At 71.1% G+C, this 17948-nt stretch carries 18 protein-coding genes; 10 read left to right on the top strand and 8 right to left on the bottom strand.

The window, feature by feature from the left end:
- Window positions 1-60 precede the first annotated feature (60 nt).
- The 5 genes from C7474_RS03850 to C7474_RS03830 all read left to right on the top strand — a co-directional run bounded on the left by C7474_RS03850 (window position 61) and on the right by C7474_RS03830 (window position 5878).
- Complete coding sequence (locus tag C7474_RS03850) at window positions 61-1782, top strand: AMP-binding protein (RefSeq protein WP_241965086.1); 1722 nt, start codon at window positions 61-63, stop codon at window positions 1780-1782.
- Between the two features lie 136 nt (window positions 1783-1918).
- Window positions 1919-3049 carry an ABC transporter substrate-binding protein gene (locus tag C7474_RS03845; RefSeq protein WP_121057603.1) on the top strand — a complete coding sequence of 377 codons (1131 nt, stop codon included), beginning with the start codon at window positions 1919-1921 and terminating at the stop codon, window positions 3047-3049.
- Window positions 3046-3987, top strand: coding sequence for an ABC transporter permease (locus C7474_RS03840; RefSeq protein ID WP_422385774.1), 942 nt, complete (start codon window positions 3046-3048; stop codon window positions 3985-3987). The genes C7474_RS03845 and C7474_RS03840 overlap by 4 nt, the downstream gene beginning before the upstream one ends.
- Window positions 3984-4784 carry an ABC transporter permease gene (locus C7474_RS03835; RefSeq protein ID WP_121057602.1) on the top strand — a complete coding sequence of 267 codons (801 nt, stop codon included), beginning with the start codon at window positions 3984-3986 and terminating at the stop codon, window positions 4782-4784. Before C7474_RS03840 ends, C7474_RS03835 begins: the two co-directional genes overlap by 4 nt.
- Window positions 4781-5878 (top strand): ABC transporter ATP-binding protein, encoded by a 1098-nt coding sequence (locus tag C7474_RS03830; protein ID WP_121057601.1) that lies wholly within the window; start codon window positions 4781-4783, stop codon window positions 5876-5878. The genes C7474_RS03835 and C7474_RS03830 overlap by 4 nt, the downstream gene beginning before the upstream one ends.
- A 4-nt stretch (window positions 5879-5882) precedes the next feature.
- On the opposite strand, the gene C7474_RS03825 is transcribed toward C7474_RS03830, so the two are convergent.
- The 5 genes from C7474_RS03825 to C7474_RS03805 form a co-directional block, all read right to left on the bottom strand.
- Entirely contained in the window at window positions 5883-6185 is a 303-nt protein-coding gene (locus tag C7474_RS03825; protein WP_121057600.1) for a Dabb family protein, read from the bottom strand.
- Window positions 6182-6439 carry a glutaredoxin family protein gene (locus tag C7474_RS03820; RefSeq protein WP_121057599.1) on the bottom strand — a complete coding sequence of 86 codons (258 nt, stop codon included), beginning with the start codon at window positions 6437-6439 and terminating at the stop codon, window positions 6182-6184. The genes C7474_RS03825 and C7474_RS03820 overlap by 4 nt, the downstream gene beginning before the upstream one ends.
- A 99-nt stretch (window positions 6440-6538) precedes the next feature.
- On the bottom strand, window positions 6539-6637 hold the full coding sequence (locus tag C7474_RS03815; RefSeq protein ID WP_003792170.1) for a 30S ribosomal protein bS22: 99 nt from the start codon (window positions 6635-6637) through the stop codon (window positions 6539-6541).
- 82 nt (window positions 6638-6719) lie between these two features.
- The gene (locus tag C7474_RS03810) at window positions 6720-6911 is read right to left on the bottom strand and encodes a helix-turn-helix domain-containing protein (protein ID WP_121057598.1); all 192 of its coding nucleotides are present in this window, start codon (window positions 6909-6911) and stop codon (window positions 6720-6722) included.
- A 155-nt stretch (window positions 6912-7066) separates the two neighbouring features.
- Window positions 7067-7468 carry an ArsR/SmtB family transcription factor gene (locus C7474_RS03805; RefSeq protein ID WP_121057597.1) on the bottom strand — a complete coding sequence of 134 codons (402 nt, stop codon included), beginning with the start codon at window positions 7466-7468 and terminating at the stop codon, window positions 7067-7069.
- Window positions 7469-7538: 70 nt separating this feature from the next.
- On the opposite strand from C7474_RS03805, the gene C7474_RS03800 reads away from it, so the two are divergent.
- Complete coding sequence (locus tag C7474_RS03800) at window positions 7539-8981, top strand: TrkH family potassium uptake protein (protein ID WP_121057596.1); 1443 nt, start codon at window positions 7539-7541, stop codon at window positions 8979-8981.
- A complete protein-coding gene (locus C7474_RS03795) occupies window positions 8974-9645 on the top strand; it encodes a potassium channel family protein (protein ID WP_121057595.1) in 672 nt (223 codons plus the stop codon). Before C7474_RS03800 ends, C7474_RS03795 begins: the two co-directional genes overlap by 8 nt.
- A gap of 31 nt (window positions 9646-9676) precedes the next feature.
- Here C7474_RS03795 and proC read toward each other — a convergent pair whose 3' ends face one another.
- On the bottom strand, window positions 9677-10513 hold the full coding sequence (proC, locus tag C7474_RS03790; protein WP_121057594.1) for a pyrroline-5-carboxylate reductase: 837 nt from the start codon (window positions 10511-10513) through the stop codon (window positions 9677-9679).
- 96 nt (window positions 10514-10609) lie between these two features.
- Between proC and C7474_RS03785 the strand changes: the two genes are divergently transcribed.
- Window positions 10610-11722 carry an alpha/beta fold hydrolase gene (locus tag C7474_RS03785; RefSeq protein ID WP_121057593.1) on the top strand — a complete coding sequence of 371 codons (1113 nt, stop codon included), beginning with the start codon at window positions 10610-10612 and terminating at the stop codon, window positions 11720-11722.
- Between the two features lie 487 nt (window positions 11723-12209).
- On the opposite strand, the gene upp is transcribed toward C7474_RS03785, so the two are convergent.
- Window positions 12210-12842 (bottom strand): uracil phosphoribosyltransferase, encoded by a 633-nt coding sequence (gene upp / locus C7474_RS03780; protein ID WP_121057592.1) that lies wholly within the window; start codon window positions 12840-12842, stop codon window positions 12210-12212.
- Between the two features lie 32 nt (window positions 12843-12874).
- On the opposite strand from upp, the gene C7474_RS03775 reads away from it, so the two are divergent.
- Together C7474_RS03775 and C7474_RS03770 are read left to right on the top strand one after the other, a co-directional pair.
- Complete coding sequence (locus C7474_RS03775; protein ID WP_277870584.1) at window positions 12875-13342, top strand: nucleoside deaminase; 468 nt, start codon at window positions 12875-12877, stop codon at window positions 13340-13342.
- Window positions 13343-13425: 83 nt separating this feature from the next.
- Window positions 13426-14343, top strand: a complete 918-nt coding sequence (locus C7474_RS03770; protein WP_121057591.1) for a DUF808 domain-containing protein — start codon at window positions 13426-13428, stop codon at window positions 14341-14343.
- A gap of 7 nt (window positions 14344-14350) precedes the next feature.
- On the opposite strand, the gene C7474_RS03765 is transcribed toward C7474_RS03770, so the two are convergent.
- Window positions 14351-17881, bottom strand: coding sequence for a TM0106 family RecB-like putative nuclease (locus tag C7474_RS03765; protein WP_121057590.1), 3531 nt, complete (start codon window positions 17879-17881; stop codon window positions 14351-14353).
- Window positions 17882-17948 lie beyond the last annotated feature (67 nt).

Raw genomic sequence — 17948 nt, 5'->3', positions numbered from 1 at the left:
CCGCGGTCGGGCGGTGTGGTCATGCCGCAGGGCGCATGCGTCCGGGCATACGCTGACGGGGTGTCATCCCTCGCCTTCACCGGACGCCCCGCCACCCCCGCGACCGAGAAGGTGAGGCGGGCGCGCGACCTGCTCTTCGCCCACGGCGACGACTACGAGGCGGCGGTGGGCGCCTTCGCCTGGCCCGAGCTCGACGAGTTCAATTTCGCGCTGGAGTGGTTCGACGTCGTGGCCGGTGAGCACCCCGAGCGCGCCGCCGTCACGCTGGTCGGCGCCGACCTGCACGCACGCTCGTGGAGCTACGGCGACCTGGCCGCCCGCTCCGACCAGGTGGCGAACTGGTTCGCCGAGGTCGGGCTGCGCCGCGGCGACCACGTCATCGTGATGCTCGGCAACACGATCGAGCTGTGGGAGACGATGCTCGCCCTCACCAAGCTCGGCGCCGTGGCGATCCCGACCACGACCCTGCTCTCCGCCGACGACCTCGCCTACCGGGTCGCCCATTCCGGCGCCCGGGCGATCGTCGCGCCCGCCGAGGTCACGGGCCGCGCCGACGACGTGCCCGCGGAGGTCGTGCGGATCTCAGTGGGCGCCGCATCCGGCTGGCTCGACTTCGCGGATTCGACCGCCGCGGCCGAGGGCTTCACTCCCGAGCGTCCGACGCGTGCCGACGACCTGAACCTGCTCTATTTCACGTCGGGCACGACCTCGGCCACCCCCAAGCTCGTGCGGCACACCCACGTCTCGTACCCGGTGGGACACCTGTCGACGCTGTGGTGGCTGGGGGTGCGCCCCGGCGACGTGCACATGAACATCTCCTCGCCCGGGTGGGGCAAGCACGCCTGGAGCAACTTCTTCTCGCCGTTCCTCGCGCAGGCGACCGTCTTCGTCTACGACTACGCGCGGTTCGACGCGGCGACGCTCATGCGCGTCATGGACGCGCATCGCGTGACGACGTTCTGCGCGCCGCCGACGGTGTGGCGGATGCTGATCCAGGCCGACCTGACGCAGTTGACCAACCCGCCCCGCGAACTGCTCGGCGCGGGCGAGCCCCTCAACCCGGAGGTCATCACGCGGGTGCGCGAGGCGTGGGGCGCGACGATCCGCGACGGCTACGGCCAGACCGAGATGACCTGCGCGATCGGGAACTCGCCCGGGCAGACGGTGAAGGACGGCTCGATGGGACGACCGCTGCCGGGGTACCCCGTCGTGCTGATCGACCCGGAGACCGGCGAGCGCGCGGAGGACGAGGGCGAGATCTGCCTCAACCTGTCGCACCCGATCCTGGGCCTCATGGACGGCTACCACGAGGCTCCCGAGCGCACGGCGCGTGCCATGGCGGGGGGCTACTACCGCACCGGCGACATCGCCACCCGCGACACCGACGGCTACCTCACCTATGTCGGACGCAGCGACGACGTCTTCAAGGCGTCGGACTACAAGATCTCGCCGTTCGAGCTCGAGTCGGTGCTGCTCGAGCATCCCGCCGTCGCGGAGGCGGCGGTGGTCCCCAGCCCCGACCCGCTGCGGCTGGCGGTGCCGAAGGCCTTCGTGCGCCTCAGCGCGCACGCGCCCGCCGATCCGCGCGACGCGGCTCGCGTGGTCTTCGCGCACGCGCGGGAGCGCCTGTCCGCCTACCAGCGGGTGCGGCGTCTGGAGTTCGTCGAGGAGCTGCCGAAGACGATCTCCGGCAAGATCCGGCGCGTCGAGCTGCGGGCATCCGAGCAGCGGCGCGGCGACGAGCGCCCTGCCGGCGAGTACTCCGACCGCGACTTCCGCTGACGCTCGCGGGCCCTTCACGGCCGCGTCATCCGGCGTTCACCCGCGGGCACCGGCGCGGCCACCGGGCGACCATAGGTTCCTTTCGCATCCTGCAACGGCGCGCTCACGCGCGCTGTCTTCACCCGAGAGGACCCCCATGCACCGTTCCTTCGCGCGCCGCGGCGCGGCCATCGTCGCACTGACGACCGCCGCCGCCCTCGCTCTGTCGGCCTGCGCCGGCAACGCCGTAGAGGCCGATGACGCCGCCGGCGTCGCCGCCACCGCGACGAGCGTCGACGCCTTCGGCTCGTTCGCCGACCTCGAGACCGCGGCCAAGGCCGAGGGCCAGCTCAACGTGATCGCGCTCCCGCGCGACTGGGCCAACTACGGCGAGATCCTCGATCTGTTCGCCGAGCGCTACCCCGAGATCACCATCAACGAGCAGTCGCCCGACGTGTCCAGCGCCGAGGAGATCCAGGCCGCGGAGACCAACAAGGGTCTGGACACCGCGCCGGACGTCTTCGACCTCGGCCTCACGGTCGCGCTGCAGAACACCGAGCACTTCGCCCCCTACCAGGTGCAGACGTGGGACGACATCCCCGACGCGCTCAAGGAGCCGAGCGGCCTGTTCGTCGGAGACTACGGCGGGTACATGTCGGTCGGATACGACTCCGCGAAGTTCGACGCCCCGGAGTCCCTCGACGACCTGCTCGGCGACGCCTACCGCGGAGCGGTGGCCATCAACGGCGACCCGACCCAGGCGGGCGCCGCCTTCGCCGCGGTCGGCCTCGCGACCGTGCAGTCGGACGGCACGCTCGACGACTTCCAGCCCGGCATCGACTTCTTCAGCGAGCTGAACTCCGCCGGCAACATGCTGAAGCTCGACGTCACGAGCGCCACCGTCGCCTCGGGCGAGACCCCGGTGGTGTTCGACTGGGACTACCTCAACGCCGCGCACGCGTCGAGCGTCCCCACCTGGGAGACCGTCGTCTTCCCCGGCGTCGGCTACGCGGGCTACTACAACCAGGCGATCAACATCGACGCGCCGCACCCCGCCGCCGCACGGCTGTGGCAGGAGTTCCTCTACAGCGACGAGGTGCAGAACCTGTGGCTGAAGGGCGGGGCGCGCCCCGTGCGGATGGAGGCGATGATCGCGGCGGGCACGATCGACGAGGAGCTCGCCGCGGCGCTGCCGGAGGCGCCGGCCGAGACCGTCGTCCCCACCGAGGCGCAGTCCACCGCTGCGGGCGAGCTGCTCGGCACGAACTGGGCCGCCGCGGTCCAGTGACCCTTCTCGACCCAGGGGTCGGTCCGGCGACGGACCGACCCGTCGTCCTCGCGGCGCCGGAGCCCTCCGCTCCGGCGCCGCGAGGTGCGCGCCGCCCCGACTGGGCCTGGCTCGGCCTGCTGCCGTTCGCGGCGTACCTGGCGGCCTTCCTCATCCTGCCGACGGTGCTCACCCTCCTGACCGGGCTCTTCGACGGCGACGGCGCCGTGACGGGCGAGAACCTCGCCGGACTGGTCGACCCCGTCATCCTCGCCACGTTCTGGAACTCCACCTGGGTGTCGCTGCTGACCGCCGCGATCGGTGCGGTGGTCGGCGCCCTCGTCTGTCTCGCTCTCCTGGGACTGCCCGAGACCGGCGTCGTCCGCACCGGCGTGGATGCCGCGAGCGGCGTGCTCGCCCAGTTCGGCGGCGTCATGCTGGCGTTCGTCCTCATCGCGACCATCGGCACGCAGGGCGTCGTCACCGGCATCCTGCGCGAGACGCTCGGATGGGACATCTTCGCGGGCGGCGCCTGGATCTACGGCCTGCCCGGCCTCATCCCCGCCTACATCGTGTTCCAGGTCCCCCTCATGATCCTCACCTTCATGCCGGCGCTGTCCGCACTCAAGCCGCAGTGGGCGGAGGCGCACCTCACGCTCGGCGGTACGCGCTTGGGCTTCTGGCCGCACATCGGCGTCCCGGTGCTCGCCCCGTCGTTCCTCGCGAGCTTCCTGCTGCTGTTCGCGAATTCGTTCTCGTCGTACGCGACCGCCGCCGCGCTCGCGAGCCAGGGCTCGCAGATCGTCCCGCTGCAGATCCGCACGGCACTCACCAGCGAGACGCTCCTCGGTCGCGAGAACCTCGCGGGGGCGCTCGCCCTCGGCATGATCGTGGTCGTCGCCGCCGTGATGACCGCGTACTCCGCGATCCAGCGCCGGGCCGCGCGGTGGCAGTCATGAGAAGCGTGCTGTCCCCCTCCCCGGCGGTGCGCTGGGGCATCGGCATCCTCGTCGGCGTGGTCTTCGCCGTCCCGTTCCTCTCGACCGTGCTCTACACGGTCCGCACCCCGGACGGGGGCCTCACCCTCGACCGCTGGGCGGCGATCTTCGATCCCGCCCTGGCCGCCCGTTACGCACCGGTGTGGACAGGCCTCGCCAACTCGCTCGTCCTGGCGGCGGTGACCGTCGTGATCGTCCTGGTGCTGTTCGCCCCCACGATGGTCCTCGTGTCGCTGCGGTTCCCCCGGCTGCGCCGTGCGTTCGAGTTCATCGCGCTGCTGCCGCTCACGATCCCCGCGATCGTCCTCGTGGTCGGGCTCGCGCCGATCTACCTGCAGATCGGCCGCACGGTCGGCACCGGCGCGTGGACGCTCGCGTTCGCGTACGGCGTCCTCGTCCTGCCGTTCGCGTACCGCTCCATCCAGGCGTCGATCGACGCGGTCGACCTGCGCACGCTGTCCGAAGCCGCCCGCACGCTCGGGGCGGGATGGTTCACGGTGCTGCTGCGGGTCATCGTGCCGAACCTCCGCCCGGGTCTGCTGGCCGCGTCTCTCATCTCGGTCGCGGTGGTGCTCGGGGAGTTCACGATCGCCTCGCTGCTGAACCGTCAGGTGCTGCAGACGGGGCTCGTCGTCATCAACAAGCAGGACGCCTGGGCGTCCGCGATCTTCACGCTGCTCGCGCTCGCCTTCGCGTTCGTCCTGCTGCTCATCATCGGTCGCGCGGGTCGCGTCGGCCTCGGAAGGAAGACCACATGACCACCGCATCCGTGCCGCAGCCGCTGCCGCGCACCGCCGACAACCAGCTGCTGGCCGACGCCGGAGCCGGCACGCGCGTCGAGCTGCGGGCCGTCGTCAAGGAGTTCGGCGCCACGCGCGTCCTCCACGGCGTCGACCTGGATGTCGCCCCCGGCGAGTTCGTGTCGCTCCTCGGCCCGTCCGGCTGCGGGAAGACGACCGCCCTCCGCGTGCTCGCGGGTCTCGAGCACGCCACCGCCGGCGTCGTGGCGTTCGGCGGCGTCGATGTCTCGCGGGTGCCCACGGACAAGCGCGACATCGGCATGGTCTTCCAGGCCTACTCGCTGTTCCCGCACCTGCGGGTGCTCGACAACGTCGCCTTCGGGCTCCGGCGCCGTGGCGTCGCCGCGAGCGCGGCCCGCCGTCGCTCCGGAGACGGCCTCGACCTCGTCGGCCTCGGGCATCTCGCGGACCGCTACCCCCACCAGCTCTCCGGCGGTCAGCAGCAGCGTGTCGCCCTGGCGCGGGCGCTCGTCACCGAGCCCCGCGTCCTGCTCCTGGATGAGCCGCTGTCGGCGCTCGACGCGAAGGTCCGCGTCCAGCTGCGCGACGAGATCCGGCGTATCCAGCTGCGCCTCGGGATGACCACCGTCTTCGTCACGCACGACCAGGAGGAGGCCCTCGCGGTCTCCGACCGGATCGCCGTGATGGACGCCGGCCGGATCGAGCAGATCGGCACGCCGGAGGCGCTCTACCTCGCACCGGCCACACCGCGCGTCGCGGCGTTCGTCGGGATCTCGAGCGTCATCCCGGGCACGGTGGTCGGCGATCTGGTGCGGGTGTGGGGCACGACTCTCCCCGTGCAGGGCGACGCCCCCGCCGGCGCGGTGGACGTGCTCGTGCGCCCCGAGAACGTGCGCTTCGGCGGCGAAGGCGCCGTACCGGGGATCGTCGAGGAGAGCACCTTCCTCGGGAGCTTCCGTCGCACCCTCGTGCGCACCGAGGACGGCGCGCTCGTGCAGCTGCAGCATGATGCGCACGCGCGGGTCGAGTACGGCGATCGCGTCGAGGTGTCGTTGCGCGCTCAGCCCGTCACGGTGCGCACGCGGGCCTGAGGGGTCAGATTTCGAAGTCGACGGCGACGCGGTCGGAGCGCACCGAGCCGATGAAGGCGGCGACCTCTTCGTGCTCGGGGTGCACGGCGTAGGCGGCGAGGCCCTCCGCATCGTCGAAGTCGGCCACCAGCACGAGGTCCCAGTTCTGCGCGGGGAACAGCGTGTTGGCGCCGGCGGTCATGGCGCGCAGGCTCGGCACGACGCCCCGCAGGCCGTTGAGCCGTGCGGCGGCATCCGCGGCGTGGGCCGCGCGGGTGTCGGCGTCGGCGGCGGCCATGCGGAAGGCGACGACGTGTCGAAGGCTCATCGGTTCTCCTGTTCGGTGAGGGCGGCCCGCAGCCGCTCGGGCGAGACGCGCCAGTGTCCGTGCAGTCGGCCGTCGATGAGCACCACAGGGATCTTCTCCCACCACTGCGCGTAGAGCTCCGGATCGTCGAGGATCGAGAGCTCCTCGACGGCGACGGCGTCGTCGGGCAAGTCGACGACGACCGTCTCGACGACCTCGCGAGCGACGTCGCACAGGTGGCAATCGGGCTTGGAGATGATCGTCACGGTCGTCACGTCTCCATCCTTCCACCGCCCTGGGGGGCGGGTCGCGCTCGAGCGCCGGGAAACACGAAGCGCCCGTCCCTCGGGACAGGCGCTCGGTGTCGGAGCCGCTTACTTCTTGTTGCGGCGCTGGTGGCGAGTCTTGCGAAGCAGCTTGCGGTGCTTCTTCTTCGCCATGCGCTTGCGGCGCTTCTTGATGACAGAACCCACGGAAAACCTCACTCGTCAGGGGTCTGGATGCGGAAATGACGCACCCGGGAACGGGCAAATCGGAAAAATGCCTCGGAACAGTCTAGCCGACGTCGGCGATCGGCCGCTGCAGGGCCGCTGTGACCGCCGTCTCGGGGACGCGATAGCTGCGCCCGAAGCGCACCGCCGGCAGTTCGCCGGAGTGCACCAGGCGGTACACCGTCATCTTGGAGACGCGCATGAGATCGGCGACCTCGGCCACCGTGAGGAAACGCACGTCAGCCAGTTCCGACATTCGTCTGCCCCCTCGATCGACACCGGATGCCTCGTGCCCGGTGATTGCGCTGTCGCACAGCATATTGGCTGGATGCGACGCGTGTAAACCTATGAGAGCGATGTGAAAACTCTTACTCATGCGACGTGGGTGCACTCACGTCGCGATGCCGCGCGTCAGCGGCCGGGGATCTTCTTCAAGACGCTCTCGAACGCGTGCTTCGTGGAGGCGGCGGCGCGGCCGACGAGTTCGGCCGCCTGCGCGGCGGACTGCGGGAGGGATGCCGTGGCGGGCATATCGTCGTCCGTCACCAGGAACGGCACGAGCCAGTCGTCGACGACGTCCAGGGGCGCGGGCGACACGCTGTAGTAGCGGTGCTGCCCCTCTTCGCGCACCGAGACGAGCTCGGCGTCACGCAGCACCTTGAGGTGCTTCGAGACGGTGGGCTGGCTGATCCCCAGCTCCGAGACGATCTGCGACACGCTCGTCCCGCCGCGGGAGCTGTCGCCGTGCTCGCGCAGCAGCTGCAGGATGTCCCGACGGGTGCCGTCGGCGATCACGTCGAAGATGTCCGCCATGCCCATAGGGTAGCCCGCTCTGCGGCCGGAGTACCATGACAGGGTCCGGACGGCGGAAGGGGCGCGGCATATGACGGGTGAGTCCGTCGTCGGTCGCATGCGCGCCGATCTGGCAACAGGTCTCCGACGCTTCCTCCATGGGTTCCGCGAGCTGACGACGTCGTCCCCGTCACGGTTCGCCGTGCTCGTCTTCTCGTCGCTGATCCTGCTGTTCACCGGCCTGTTCTCGCTGCCGGCGGCGGCCGCCGACGGGCAGGTCACACCGCTGGCCGATGCCCTCTTCACCGCTGTCTCGACGATCTGCGTCACGGGGCTGGCCACCGTCGACATGGCCACGCACTGGTCGCCGCTCGGCCACGTCTTCGTGTACCTCGGGGTGAATGTGGGCGCGATGGGCGTGCTGACCCTGGCATCCATCCTGGGCCTGGTCATCTCCAAGCGGCTCGGACTGCGCGCCAAACTCATCGCCGCGGGAGATTCCAATCCGATGCGCGCGCACGGCGGGCCTGTCAACGAGGGCCAGACCGTGCGCCTCGGCGAGGTCGGCCAGCTGCTGTCGACCGTCGCCCTCTCCACCCTCGTCATCGAGGCCGTGCTGGCCGTCCTGCTCTACCCCTCCCTCCTGCTGGGGGGCGTGCATCCGCTCACTGCCGCGTGGGAGGCGCCGTACTACGCGGCCATGTCGTTCACGAACACGGGCTTCACCCCGAACGCCGGCGGCCTCGAGCCGTTCGCGCAGGACTACATGATGCTGACGGTGCTCATGACGGGCGTCTTCCTCGGGTCGATCGGCTTCCCGGTGATCTTCGCGCTGTGGCGGCACCACTGGCATGTACGGCGGTGGACCCTGCACGCCAAGCTCACCCTCATCACGACGATGATCCTGTTCTTCGTCGGCGCCGGGGTCTTCCTGCTGCTCGAATACGACAACCCGAAGACCTTCGGCAGCATGGATGCCTGGGACACGACCTTCCAGGCCTTCTTCCTCTCCGCGATGACCCGGTCCGGCGGCTTCTCGGTCGTCGACATCGGCGACATGCACGGCTCGTCGCTCATCGTGGGCAGCATGCTGATGTTCGTCGGCGGCGGCTCGGCATCCACCGCCGGCGGCATCAAGGTGACCACCCTCGCGGTGCTCGCCCTCGCGGTGTGGTCGGAGGCGAAGGGCCGTCCGAGCGTGCAGGCTTTCCGCCGCCGCATCCCCAGCGACGTGCAGCGGGTCGCACTGTCGGTCGTCGCGTGGGGGTCGACGATCGTCGCGATCTCGACGATCGCGATCGCCCAGATCACGAAAGCGCCCGTCATCGACGTGCTCTTCGACGTCATCTCCGGATTCGGCACCGTCGGCCTGTCGACGGGACTCACCGCCGAACTGCCCGACCTCGGCGTCTACATCATGGCGGCCACGATGTTCATGGGCCGCGTTGGTACAGTGACTCTCGCCGCGGCGGTGGCCGCGACGAGCCGTTCGCAGCACTATTCGCTGCCCGTCGAGAGGCCCATCGTTGGTTGAGCAGCTGCGCGGCGACGCGCCCGTCCTCGTGATCGGCCTCGGACGCTTCGGCGCCGCATGCGCCGGCGAGCTCGATCGCCTCGACCGCGAGGTGCTCGCGATCGACGAGAGCCTGGACCTCGTGCAGAAGTGGTCGGAGCGGGTCACCCACGCCGTGCAGGCCGATGCGCGCAACATCGAGGCGCTGAAGCAGATCGGCGCGCAGGACTTCCAGGTCGCCGTCGTCGCGGTCGGCTCCTCGATCGAGGCGTCCGTGCTCATCACCGCGAACCTCGTCGACCTCAAGGTGCCGCAGATCTGGGCGAAGGCGGTCTCGCAGTCGCACGGCAAGATCCTCGCCCGCGTCGGCGCCAACCACGTGATCTACCCCGAACGGGAGGCCGGCGAGCGCGTCGCGCACCTCGTGAGCGGTCGGATGCTGGACTTCATCCGCTTCGACGACGACTTCGTGCTCGCCAAGATGTACCCGCCGAAGTTCATCCGCGGCGTCGGCCTCAACGAGTCGGGGGTTCGCTCCCGCTACAACGTGACGGTCGTCGGTGTGAAGAGCCCCGGCAAGCCGTTCCGCTACGCCGAGGCGAACACGATCGTCACCAACCACGACCTGATCATCGTGTCGGGCACGAACTCCGACATCGAACGCTTCGCGTCGCTCGACCGCTGACGCGCGTCGCGGGCGGAGTGCGACGGCGGGGTCAGGCGCCCTTGGCGAGCTCGCGGGCGCGCGCCAGCGCGGCATCCGTCGCCTCGGCGAAGAGTCCGTCGAGGTTCGCGCCCTGCAGCACGGCGACCGCGCGCTCGGTGGTGCCCTTGGGGCTGGTCACCCGGCGCCGCAGTTCGGCCGGGTCCTCCCCCGTCGCATCCAGCAGCGCGGCGGCGCCGATGAAGGTCTGCTCGGCCATGAGGCGTGCGTCGACCTCCGAGAAGCCCTTGCCGCGCGCGGCTTCGGTCAGCTCTTCGATCAGCAGGAAGACGTAGGCGGGTCCCGAACCGGAGATCGTCGAGAGGGCGTCGATCTGCGACTCGGGCAGCTCGATGACGGCACCGCACGTCTCGAACAGGCTCCGCACGACTGCGACGTCGGCGGCGGATGCGGCGGCACCGGCGGCGAGGCCCGTGACGGCCTTGCCGACGACGGCGGGGGTGTTGGGCATCGATCGGACGACGGCGACCCCCTCACCGAGGATCGAGGCGAACGTGTCGAGCGTGACGCCGGCGGCGAGGCTCACGACGACGGCGCCGGGACGCAGGTGCGGCGCGATCTCCCGCAGCAGGTCGGGCACCATCGCGGGCTTGACGCCGATGAGTACGATGTCGGCGCTACCGGCGGCGGTCACGTTGGCATCCGGGTCGCTCTCCAGCGCGAGGCTGCGCACGCCCCCGAGCGCCTCGAGGTCGGCGGCCTTCGCGGCGGTGCGGTTGGTGACGACGATGTCGGAGGCGGCACCCGAGCGCACCAGGCCGTGCAGGATCGCACCTCCCATCGAACCGGCTCCGAGGATCGCGACGGGGGGCAGGGAGGTGATCGCCATGTCTCCATCCTTCCACCGGCTGCGGTGCAGCGGCATGGTGCACGTTGCTGGGAGGCGCCTCCGAACGGCCTCGGGCCGCGTGACTATCATCGGGACATGACCCTCTTCGACGGCATCCGATCGCACCGCGTCGACACCGAGCGCCTGAGTGTCACAGTCCTCGAACGCGACGGCGACGACCCGAAGACTCCCGGCGATCAGACCGTCGTGCTGCTGCACGCCGCGCTCTCGTCGAGCCTCGTCTGGCAGGAGCTGATGCAGGACCTCCCCGCCGATCTGCGGGTCATCGCTGTCGACCTGCGCGGCTTCGGAGGCAGCGAGCACACACCGGTCGATGCCACCCGCGGCGTCCGCGACTTCAGCGACGACCTCGCCGCGACGCTCGCACAGCTCGAGGTGCCCACCCCGCACCTCGTCGGCTGGGGGCTGGGTGCCGCCGTCGCGATGCAGTACGCCCTCGACCACCCGGTGCTCTCCCTCACGCTCGAATCCCCCATCTCGCCCTACGGTTTCGGCGGCACGCGCCGCGACGGCACCCGCCTCACCGACGACGACGCGGGCGTAGGCGGCGGCAGCGGCGACCCCGAGCTCGTGCAGCGCCTCATCGACGGCGACACCACCGACGCCTCGCCGTCGTCGCCGCGGAGCGTGCTGCGCGCGCTGTACGTGGCCGAATCCGAGGCCGGTCCCGGCGAGGACGTCTGGGTCGAGGCGATGCTGACGACCTCGACGGCGACCGGCGGCTATCCCGGCGACAGCACCGCGAGCGAGAGCTGGCCGGGGTTCGCCGCGGGCACCGTCGGGGTGCTCAACGCCCTCGCGCCCCGCTACTTCGATGTGTCGGGGATCGTCGATCTCGAGCCGAAGCCTCCCATCCTCTGGGTGCGCGGCGACGCCGACGCCGTCGTCTCGGACGCCTCGTTCCAGGACGTCAACCGGCTCGGCGAGCTCGGCGTCATCCCGGGCTGGCCCGGTGCCGACGTCGCGCCCGCGCAGCCGATGGTCTCGCAGACGCGCGACGTGCTCGACGCCTACCGCGCCGCCGGCGGCGAGGTCACCGAACTGGTGCTGGAGGGCGTCGGCCACACCCCGCACGTCGAGCGCCCGGCGCGGTTCCGCCGCGCGCTGCTGTCGGCGATCGGCTACATCGGCGCGCCCGCGTCCCCCGCACCGCCCACCGAGGCGATCATCATCAGCTCCTCCGACTGATCGGCGGATGGCGGCGCCCGGCGCCGTGCGGCGCGGGCGTGTCACGCGAGTGGCGGCATCCGGGGGTCTTCGGCGGCCGTTCGTGTGACGCGGTGCGCGGGCATGTCACTCGAGTGGCAGCATCACGAGGCCTCCACCCGCCGTTCGTGTGACACGCCTCGGGCTCGGGCAGCGCGAGCGGCACTGGAGAGGGTGGAGTTCCAGCGGACCGGCGCCGTGATTCGGCTGGGGATGCGGGTACCTGCCTGCGAGGGCTGCAGGGTGCGTGTCACGCAGATGGTCGTCCCAGATGCGGTGGAGCGGCACTTCGTGGGACATGCGGCGGGAGCATGTCACGCAAATGGCCGCATCCGGGCCATCGCACCCACCACTCCTGTGACACGCGGCGGGGACATGTCACGCGATGTGCGGGCTACGGGCCCCGAAGCCGGCACTTCGTGTGACACGCGCGCCGACCAACACCAGGCGCGCGGCGCGCGGCATCCGATCAGACGGTGCCGTAGAGGCGGTCGCCGGCGTCGCCGAGGCCGGGCACGATGTACCCCTTCTCGTTGAGGCGCTCGTCGAGCGAGCCGAGCACGAGCGTCACGTCGCGGTCGCCGACCTGCTTCTCGATCGCCGCGACGCCCTCGGGGGCGCCCAGGATGCAGATCGCGGTCACGTCCTGCGCGCCGCGGGCGAACAGGAAGTCGATCGCGGCGCCGAGGGAGCCGCCGGTGGCGAGCATCGGGTCGAGCACGAAGCACTGCCGGTCGCTGAGGTCCTCGGGCAGGCGCTCGGCGTAGGTGGTCGGCTCGAAGGTCTCCTCGTTGCGGGCCATGCCGAGGAAGCCGACCTCCGCGGTCGGAAGGAGCTTGACCATGCCCTCGAGCATCCCCAGCCCGGCGCGCAGGATCGGGACGACGAGCGGCTTCGGGTCGGCGATGCGCACGCCGACGGTCGTGGTCACCGGCGTCTGGATCTCGACGTCCTCCACCCGCACCGCACGGGTCGCCTCGTACGCGAGCAGCGTCACGAGCTCCTCGGTGAGCTGGCGGAACACCGGTGACGGCGTGCGCTTGTCGCGCAGGACGGTCAACTTGTGGGTGATGAGGGGGTGGTCGGCCACGTGCACGCGCATGGGTCCAGGCTACCGGGGCATACGCTGGGCGCGTGAGCCTGCCGACCAGCGAAACCGACCGGCGCGCCATGACGCGTGCGCTCGAGCTCGCCGCGGCGGCATCCGAAGACGGGGACGTCCCCGTCGGCGCGGTCGTGACGGATGCCGGGGGCACCGTCATCGGCGAGGGGCGCAACCTGCGCGAGGTCACCGGCGACCCGACCGCGCACGCGGAGATCGTCGCCCTCCGCGCCGCCGCCGCGGCGATCGGCGACTGGAACCTCACGGGCTGCACCCTGACCGTGACCCTCGAGCCGTGCGTGATGTGCGCGGGGGCGGCCCTGCAGTCGCACGTCTCGCGCGTCGTCTTCGGGGCCTGGGACGAGAAGGCGGGCGCCGTCGGCTCGGTGTACGACGTGGTCCGCGACCGACGCCTGCCGGTGCGCGCCGAGGTGGTCGCCGGGGTGCGCGCCGACGAGGCGGCCGCTCTGCTGCGCGACTTCTTCGCCGACCGTCGCTGACACGACACTCCGGGCACGGATGCCGCGCGCGGCGACCGGGCGATAGCCTGAGTGCCCGTCCTCTCACCCTCCGGAGTGCCCCCATGTCCGTCGGTCTGCTCGCCGTCGTCGATGACATCCTCAGTGCCGCCATGAAGGCCTCCGCGAAGACCGCCGGCGTCGTCATCGACGACGCCGCCGTGACGCCGCAGTACGTGCAGGGGCTGACGCCCGCGCGCGAGCTGCCGGTCGTGCTGAAGATCGCGCTCGGCTCGCTCGCGAACAAATTCCTCATCATCATCCCGATCGCCCTGCTGCTGACGGCGTTCGCCCCGTGGGTGTTGCCGTTCCTGCTGATCATCGGCGGCACCTACCTGTGCTTCGAGGGCGCGGAGAAGGTGCTCGAGTGGTTCGGCTTCGCGCACGGACACGACGAAGGGGCTCGCGACGAGAACAAGCTCGTGTGGGGCGCCATCCGCACCGACCTCATCCTCTCGACGGAGATCATGCTGATCTCACTGGCGAGCCTCGAGTCGGGCATGGACATCTGGATGACCCTGGCGGTGCTCGCCGTCATCGCGTTGCTGATGACGGGCATCGTCTACGGCGCCGTCGCCCTGCTCGTCAAACTCGACGACATCGGTCTGCGGATGGCGAAGAGCCCTGAGCAGCGGGTGCGTCACACCGGCACCCGGATCGTCCGCTCGATGCCGGCCGTGTTCCGCGTCATCAGCATCATCGGCACCGTCGCGATGCTGTGGGTCGGAGGCCACCTCGTGATCGCGAACCTCGCCGAGGTCGGCGTCGAATTCCTCGGCGCGTTCATCCACGGCATCGAGCACGCCCTCGAACCGCTCGGCGCGATCGTCGTGTGGCTCGGCGACACGATCGTCTCGGCCATCGCCGGTCTCGCCCTCGGACTCATCGTCGTCGGGATCGTGCTGCTCATCGGCAAGCTCTTCGGAAAGCGGCCGAGCTTCAGCGAGGGCGGCGCATCACCGGCGCGCGTCGCCCCGCACTGAGCCGCGGTCAGGCCCGCACGAGGCGCGCGAACGCCGACAGACGCGCGACCCCGTCCGGGGTGCGCGGCAGGTCGTCGAGCAGCCCCGTCGAATGCACGACGAACGCGGTGTGCATGGCGCGGGAGATCGCGACGTTGAGCCGGTTCTGCAGCAGCAGGAACTCCAGGCCGCGCGGCGCGTCCCGACCCGAGGATGCCGCGAGCGACACGATCGAGACGACCGCCTCCTGCCCCTGGAACCGATCGACGGTGCCCACCGGGACCGCATCGAATCCGGCGGCGACGAGCGCCTCCTCGACGAGCACCTGCTGAGCGTTGTACGGGGTCACCACGATGATGTCGTCCTGCCCGAGGGGGCGGGGCGCGACCCCCGCGTCGCCGAGCCACGCGCGGCCCAGCAGATCGCGGACGAGCTCGACGACGACGGCGGCTTCCTCCGGCGATTGCGTGGCGTTCCCGCTGTGTCCGAGGGGTACGGGGATCACACCGGGGGCGACGCCGGCGAGATGCCGGTCGGCGGTGCCGTGCCAGGCGTCCAGGCGTCCCTCGTACGACAGCTCGGAGACGGGCGCGGCGACTTCGGGCCGCATCCGCCTAGTGTGCGCCAGGAAGAAGCCCCGGTCGTCGGGGATGACGGCGGCTCCGTCCACCGCCCAGCCGAGGGCGGAGGTGTCGACGGGCTCGGGGTGGGTACCCTGGCTGACCTGCGGGAGCTGCTGCGGGTCGCCGAGCAGCAGCAGTCGTGACGCCGCGACCGACACGGCGATCGTGGAGGCCAGCGAGAACTGACCCGCCTCGTCGACGACGAGCAGGTCGAGTCCGCCCCGCGCGACGCGCCCGGCATGGCTGAAGTCCCACGCGGTGCCGCCGACGACGAACCCGGAGGGCTGATCGGCGATGTAGGCCGCGAGCTGGGTCTTCGCGATCGCCGTGAAGCACTCGGCGCCCGTCGCCGGCCCCTTGGGGGCCTTGGCGACCTGTGCCTTCGGGACGCCTGCGGCCACGATCCGCTCGAGCATGTGCTCGACGACGGCGTGCGACTGCGCGACGACGCCGACCTTCCACCCGCGCTCACGCACGAGATGCGCGACGACGTGGGATCCGACGTAGGTCTTGCCGGTTCCCGGCGGTCCCTGCACCGCGAGGTAGCTGCGGTCGAGGTCGAGGAGTGTCGCCGCGATGTCGGCCACGTCGTCGACGCCGCCCCGCGTGAGCGCACCCGCGCCGGTGCGTGGCGGGCGTCGCAGCAGCAGGTCGGTCGCGGGGTCGGCGGGTAGCGACGGCGTGCCGGCGATCACCCCGTCGGCCCATTCGTCGATCGCCGCCTGCTGGCTGCCCGCCAGCGGCGGCGCGGGTGGTGTGAGCGCGAGCGGGAGCTCGGTCCAGGTGAACCCCTGCACGGAGGCCTCCTCGACCACGGCACCGTCGTCGAGCACGTCGACGACGCGCACGGTGCGCGCACCGTGGATCCACCGCGCGCGCGGCTCCGACGGGAACGGCGTGGGCAGCTCGTACAGCGCGAACGGCTGGCCGTCGACGCTCAATCGCGTTCCCGGCGCCACCTCGCCGCGCAGTTCGACGATGCGCCGCTGCGCGCGACCGCCTTCCGGCAGATGCCAGTCGGTGAGCACCCGGCTGGCGTCACGGTCGATGACCACGACGTCGCGCGTGTCCTCCCACACCGACACCGGTTCGCGCAGCCGGAGGAAGTGCGTCGCCCAGAAGGTCTTCACCTCGCGCGGGTAGTAGTCGATCGCCGCGGCACCCAGCCGCAGCGCGGCGGATGCGGCGACACCGGACCCGGTGTCGGGCTCCGCGGCCGCCAGCCGGTTGAGCGCATCCGCCCGGGGGGACGGCTCGTAGGCGCGCTCGTCGGGTTCGCCGTCGATCGTGGGCCCGAGGTTCGCCTCCTTCGCCCGTTCGACGAGCCAGTCACGCAGGCGCAGCGTCGAGACGCAGTCGTAGCGGTTGTAGTCGGCGAGGTCGTCGAGGATCTTCCGGCCGGCTTCCTCGTCGCCGGCCGCGAGGAGTTCCCGCGCCTCGACGTACTTGACGATCGAGTCGTCGCCGCGCTGCACGTCGCTCGTGCGCACGTCCGAGCCCATGTAGAGCGGCTCGAGCTTCTTGATCGAGTACGACCGGGAGCCCACCCGCAGCGCGCGCCGCACGATCGGGTAGAGGTCGACGAACACACCATCGCGCAGCAGTCGGTCGACCTCGGCCTCGCACACGCCGTGCCGCGCCGCCATCGCGAGCAGATGCGTCGGCTCGTACGGCGCGTAGTGGTAGATGTGCATGCCGGGATGCGTGCGGCGACGCAACGTCACGGCGGCGATGAAGTCGATGAGGGCCTGCTTCTCGTCGGCGAAACTGTGCGCCCACAGTGCGGAGTACTGCTCGCGGGTGTCGACCCAGCCGAAGAGGTAGTCGATCCCCCACAGCGCACCCTGCGCGGCCGGCCCCTCCATGTAGAGCGGGTCGCCCTCGAAGTCGAAGAAGAGGTCCGCGTGGTCGGGCCGCGGCAGCGCGCCCAACGCCTTCGCGAAGAACACGGAGTACGTCGGCACCGGCACCGCGACGCCGCCCGGGTCCGACTCCGTCGCGACGAGCTCGGCAGAGGCGTCCCCCACGCCCCCGGCCGGGGACTCGAGCTGCAGTCGTGCCTGGGTGCGCAGACCCGAGAACGTGTCCCACGACATGCGCTCGGGAGCCTCGCTAGCGGCGGCGAGAGCGTCGATCGTGCGGATGCCGGCCGCGCGCAGCCGGTCGCGTTGGACCGGACGGATACCCGCGACCAGCAGCAGATCACGGTGCGCCACGACCTCCACGTCGCACGTGGCGCAACGGCCGCATGCGACGACGCGCAGGTCGCCGCGTTCGTCGCCCCACGCGAGCGGGGTTCCGGGGGCACCGGAGGCGAGGTCGCGGTCGGCGATGAGGGCGCGCAGACGCGCTCGGCGCAGCTCGTACACCGGCAGCAGATCGCGCACGGCGTGGACCGAGCGCTCCCCGTCGCCGAGCAGCAGCTCCACCGTGTCGGCCCGACGCACCCCCAGCCGATCCAGCTGGTCGACGTATGCCGCGAGCTGCATGAGCGCCGTGACGCGGGCGTGCCGGGCGAGTTTCGTGTCCTGCACGAGCCATGCGCCGCTGTCGTCGCGCACCAGGAAGTCGGCGAAGCCCACGAATTCGTCCGTCGAGAACGCCGCCTGGTACACGACCTGCACGGCGGGGTCGGCGAGCGCCGCACGCGTCGCCTCGACCGCGGACGCGAGCGCCGCGGCATCCGATGACCGCGTCTCGGCGATCTCGACCACCGCGTCGCCGAGTCGGGCGCGATAGTCGGCGAGCACGCGCAGTTCGTGCTGTGTGCCGAGCCGTCCCGCACGCTCGCGGGTCGGGTCGTCGGGGTCGACGACGGCCGTCACCCGCCCGAGCTTCGCGTCGATCGCCCGCAACCACGCGAACTCGCATTCGGCCGCGGCCTTCAGATCGCTCGCGCTCCAGACGATCCGACCCTCGTCCTCGATGTACCGCACAGGTCCCCTTTCGCCCTCCGACCATATCCGGGGCCGTCGACATCGCCTGGCTGACGCCGGCCGCTCG

Source organism: Microbacterium telephonicum (assembly GCF_003651225.1).
In the GTDB taxonomy this organism is placed as follows: Bacteria; Actinomycetota; Actinomycetes; order Actinomycetales; family Microbacteriaceae; genus Microbacterium; species Microbacterium telephonicum.
The sequence above is the reverse complement of the archived record's forward strand: the minus strand, read 5'-3'. Positions and strand labels throughout refer to the sequence as shown.

Bases quoted from the DNA above. Each gene is read 5' to 3' on its own strand.
- C7474_RS03845 (WP_121057603.1), top strand. From the start codon at position 1,919: ATGCACCGTTCCTTCGCGCGCCGCGGCGCGGCCATCGTCGCACTGACG.
- C7474_RS03835 (WP_121057602.1), top strand. From the start codon at position 3,984: ATGAGAAGCGTGCTGTCCCCCTCCCCGGCGGTGCGCTGGGGCATCGGC.
- C7474_RS03830 (WP_121057601.1), top strand. From the start codon at position 4,781: ATGACCACCGCATCCGTGCCGCAGCCGCTGCCGCGCACCGCCGACAAC.
- C7474_RS03825 (WP_121057600.1), bottom strand. From the start codon at position 6,185: ATGAGCCTTCGACACGTCGTCGCCTTCCGCATGGCCGCCGCCGACGCC.
- C7474_RS03810 (WP_121057598.1), bottom strand. From the start codon at position 6,911: ATGTCGGAACTGGCTGACGTGCGTTTCCTCACGGTGGCCGAGGTCGCC.
- C7474_RS03805 (WP_121057597.1), bottom strand. From the start codon at position 7,468: ATGGCGGACATCTTCGACGTGATCGCCGACGGCACCCGTCGGGACATC.
- C7474_RS03800 (WP_121057596.1), top strand. From the start codon at position 7,539: ATGACGGGTGAGTCCGTCGTCGGTCGCATGCGCGCCGATCTGGCAACA.
- proC (WP_121057594.1), bottom strand. From the start codon at position 10,513: ATGGCGATCACCTCCCTGCCCCCCGTCGCGATCCTCGGAGCCGGTTCG.
- C7474_RS03785 (WP_121057593.1), top strand. From the start codon at position 10,610: ATGACCCTCTTCGACGGCATCCGATCGCACCGCGTCGACACCGAGCGC.
- upp (WP_121057592.1), bottom strand. From the start codon at position 12,842: ATGCGCGTGCACGTGGCCGACCACCCCCTCATCACCCACAAGTTGACC.
- C7474_RS03770 (WP_121057591.1), top strand. From the start codon at position 13,426: ATGTCCGTCGGTCTGCTCGCCGTCGTCGATGACATCCTCAGTGCCGCC.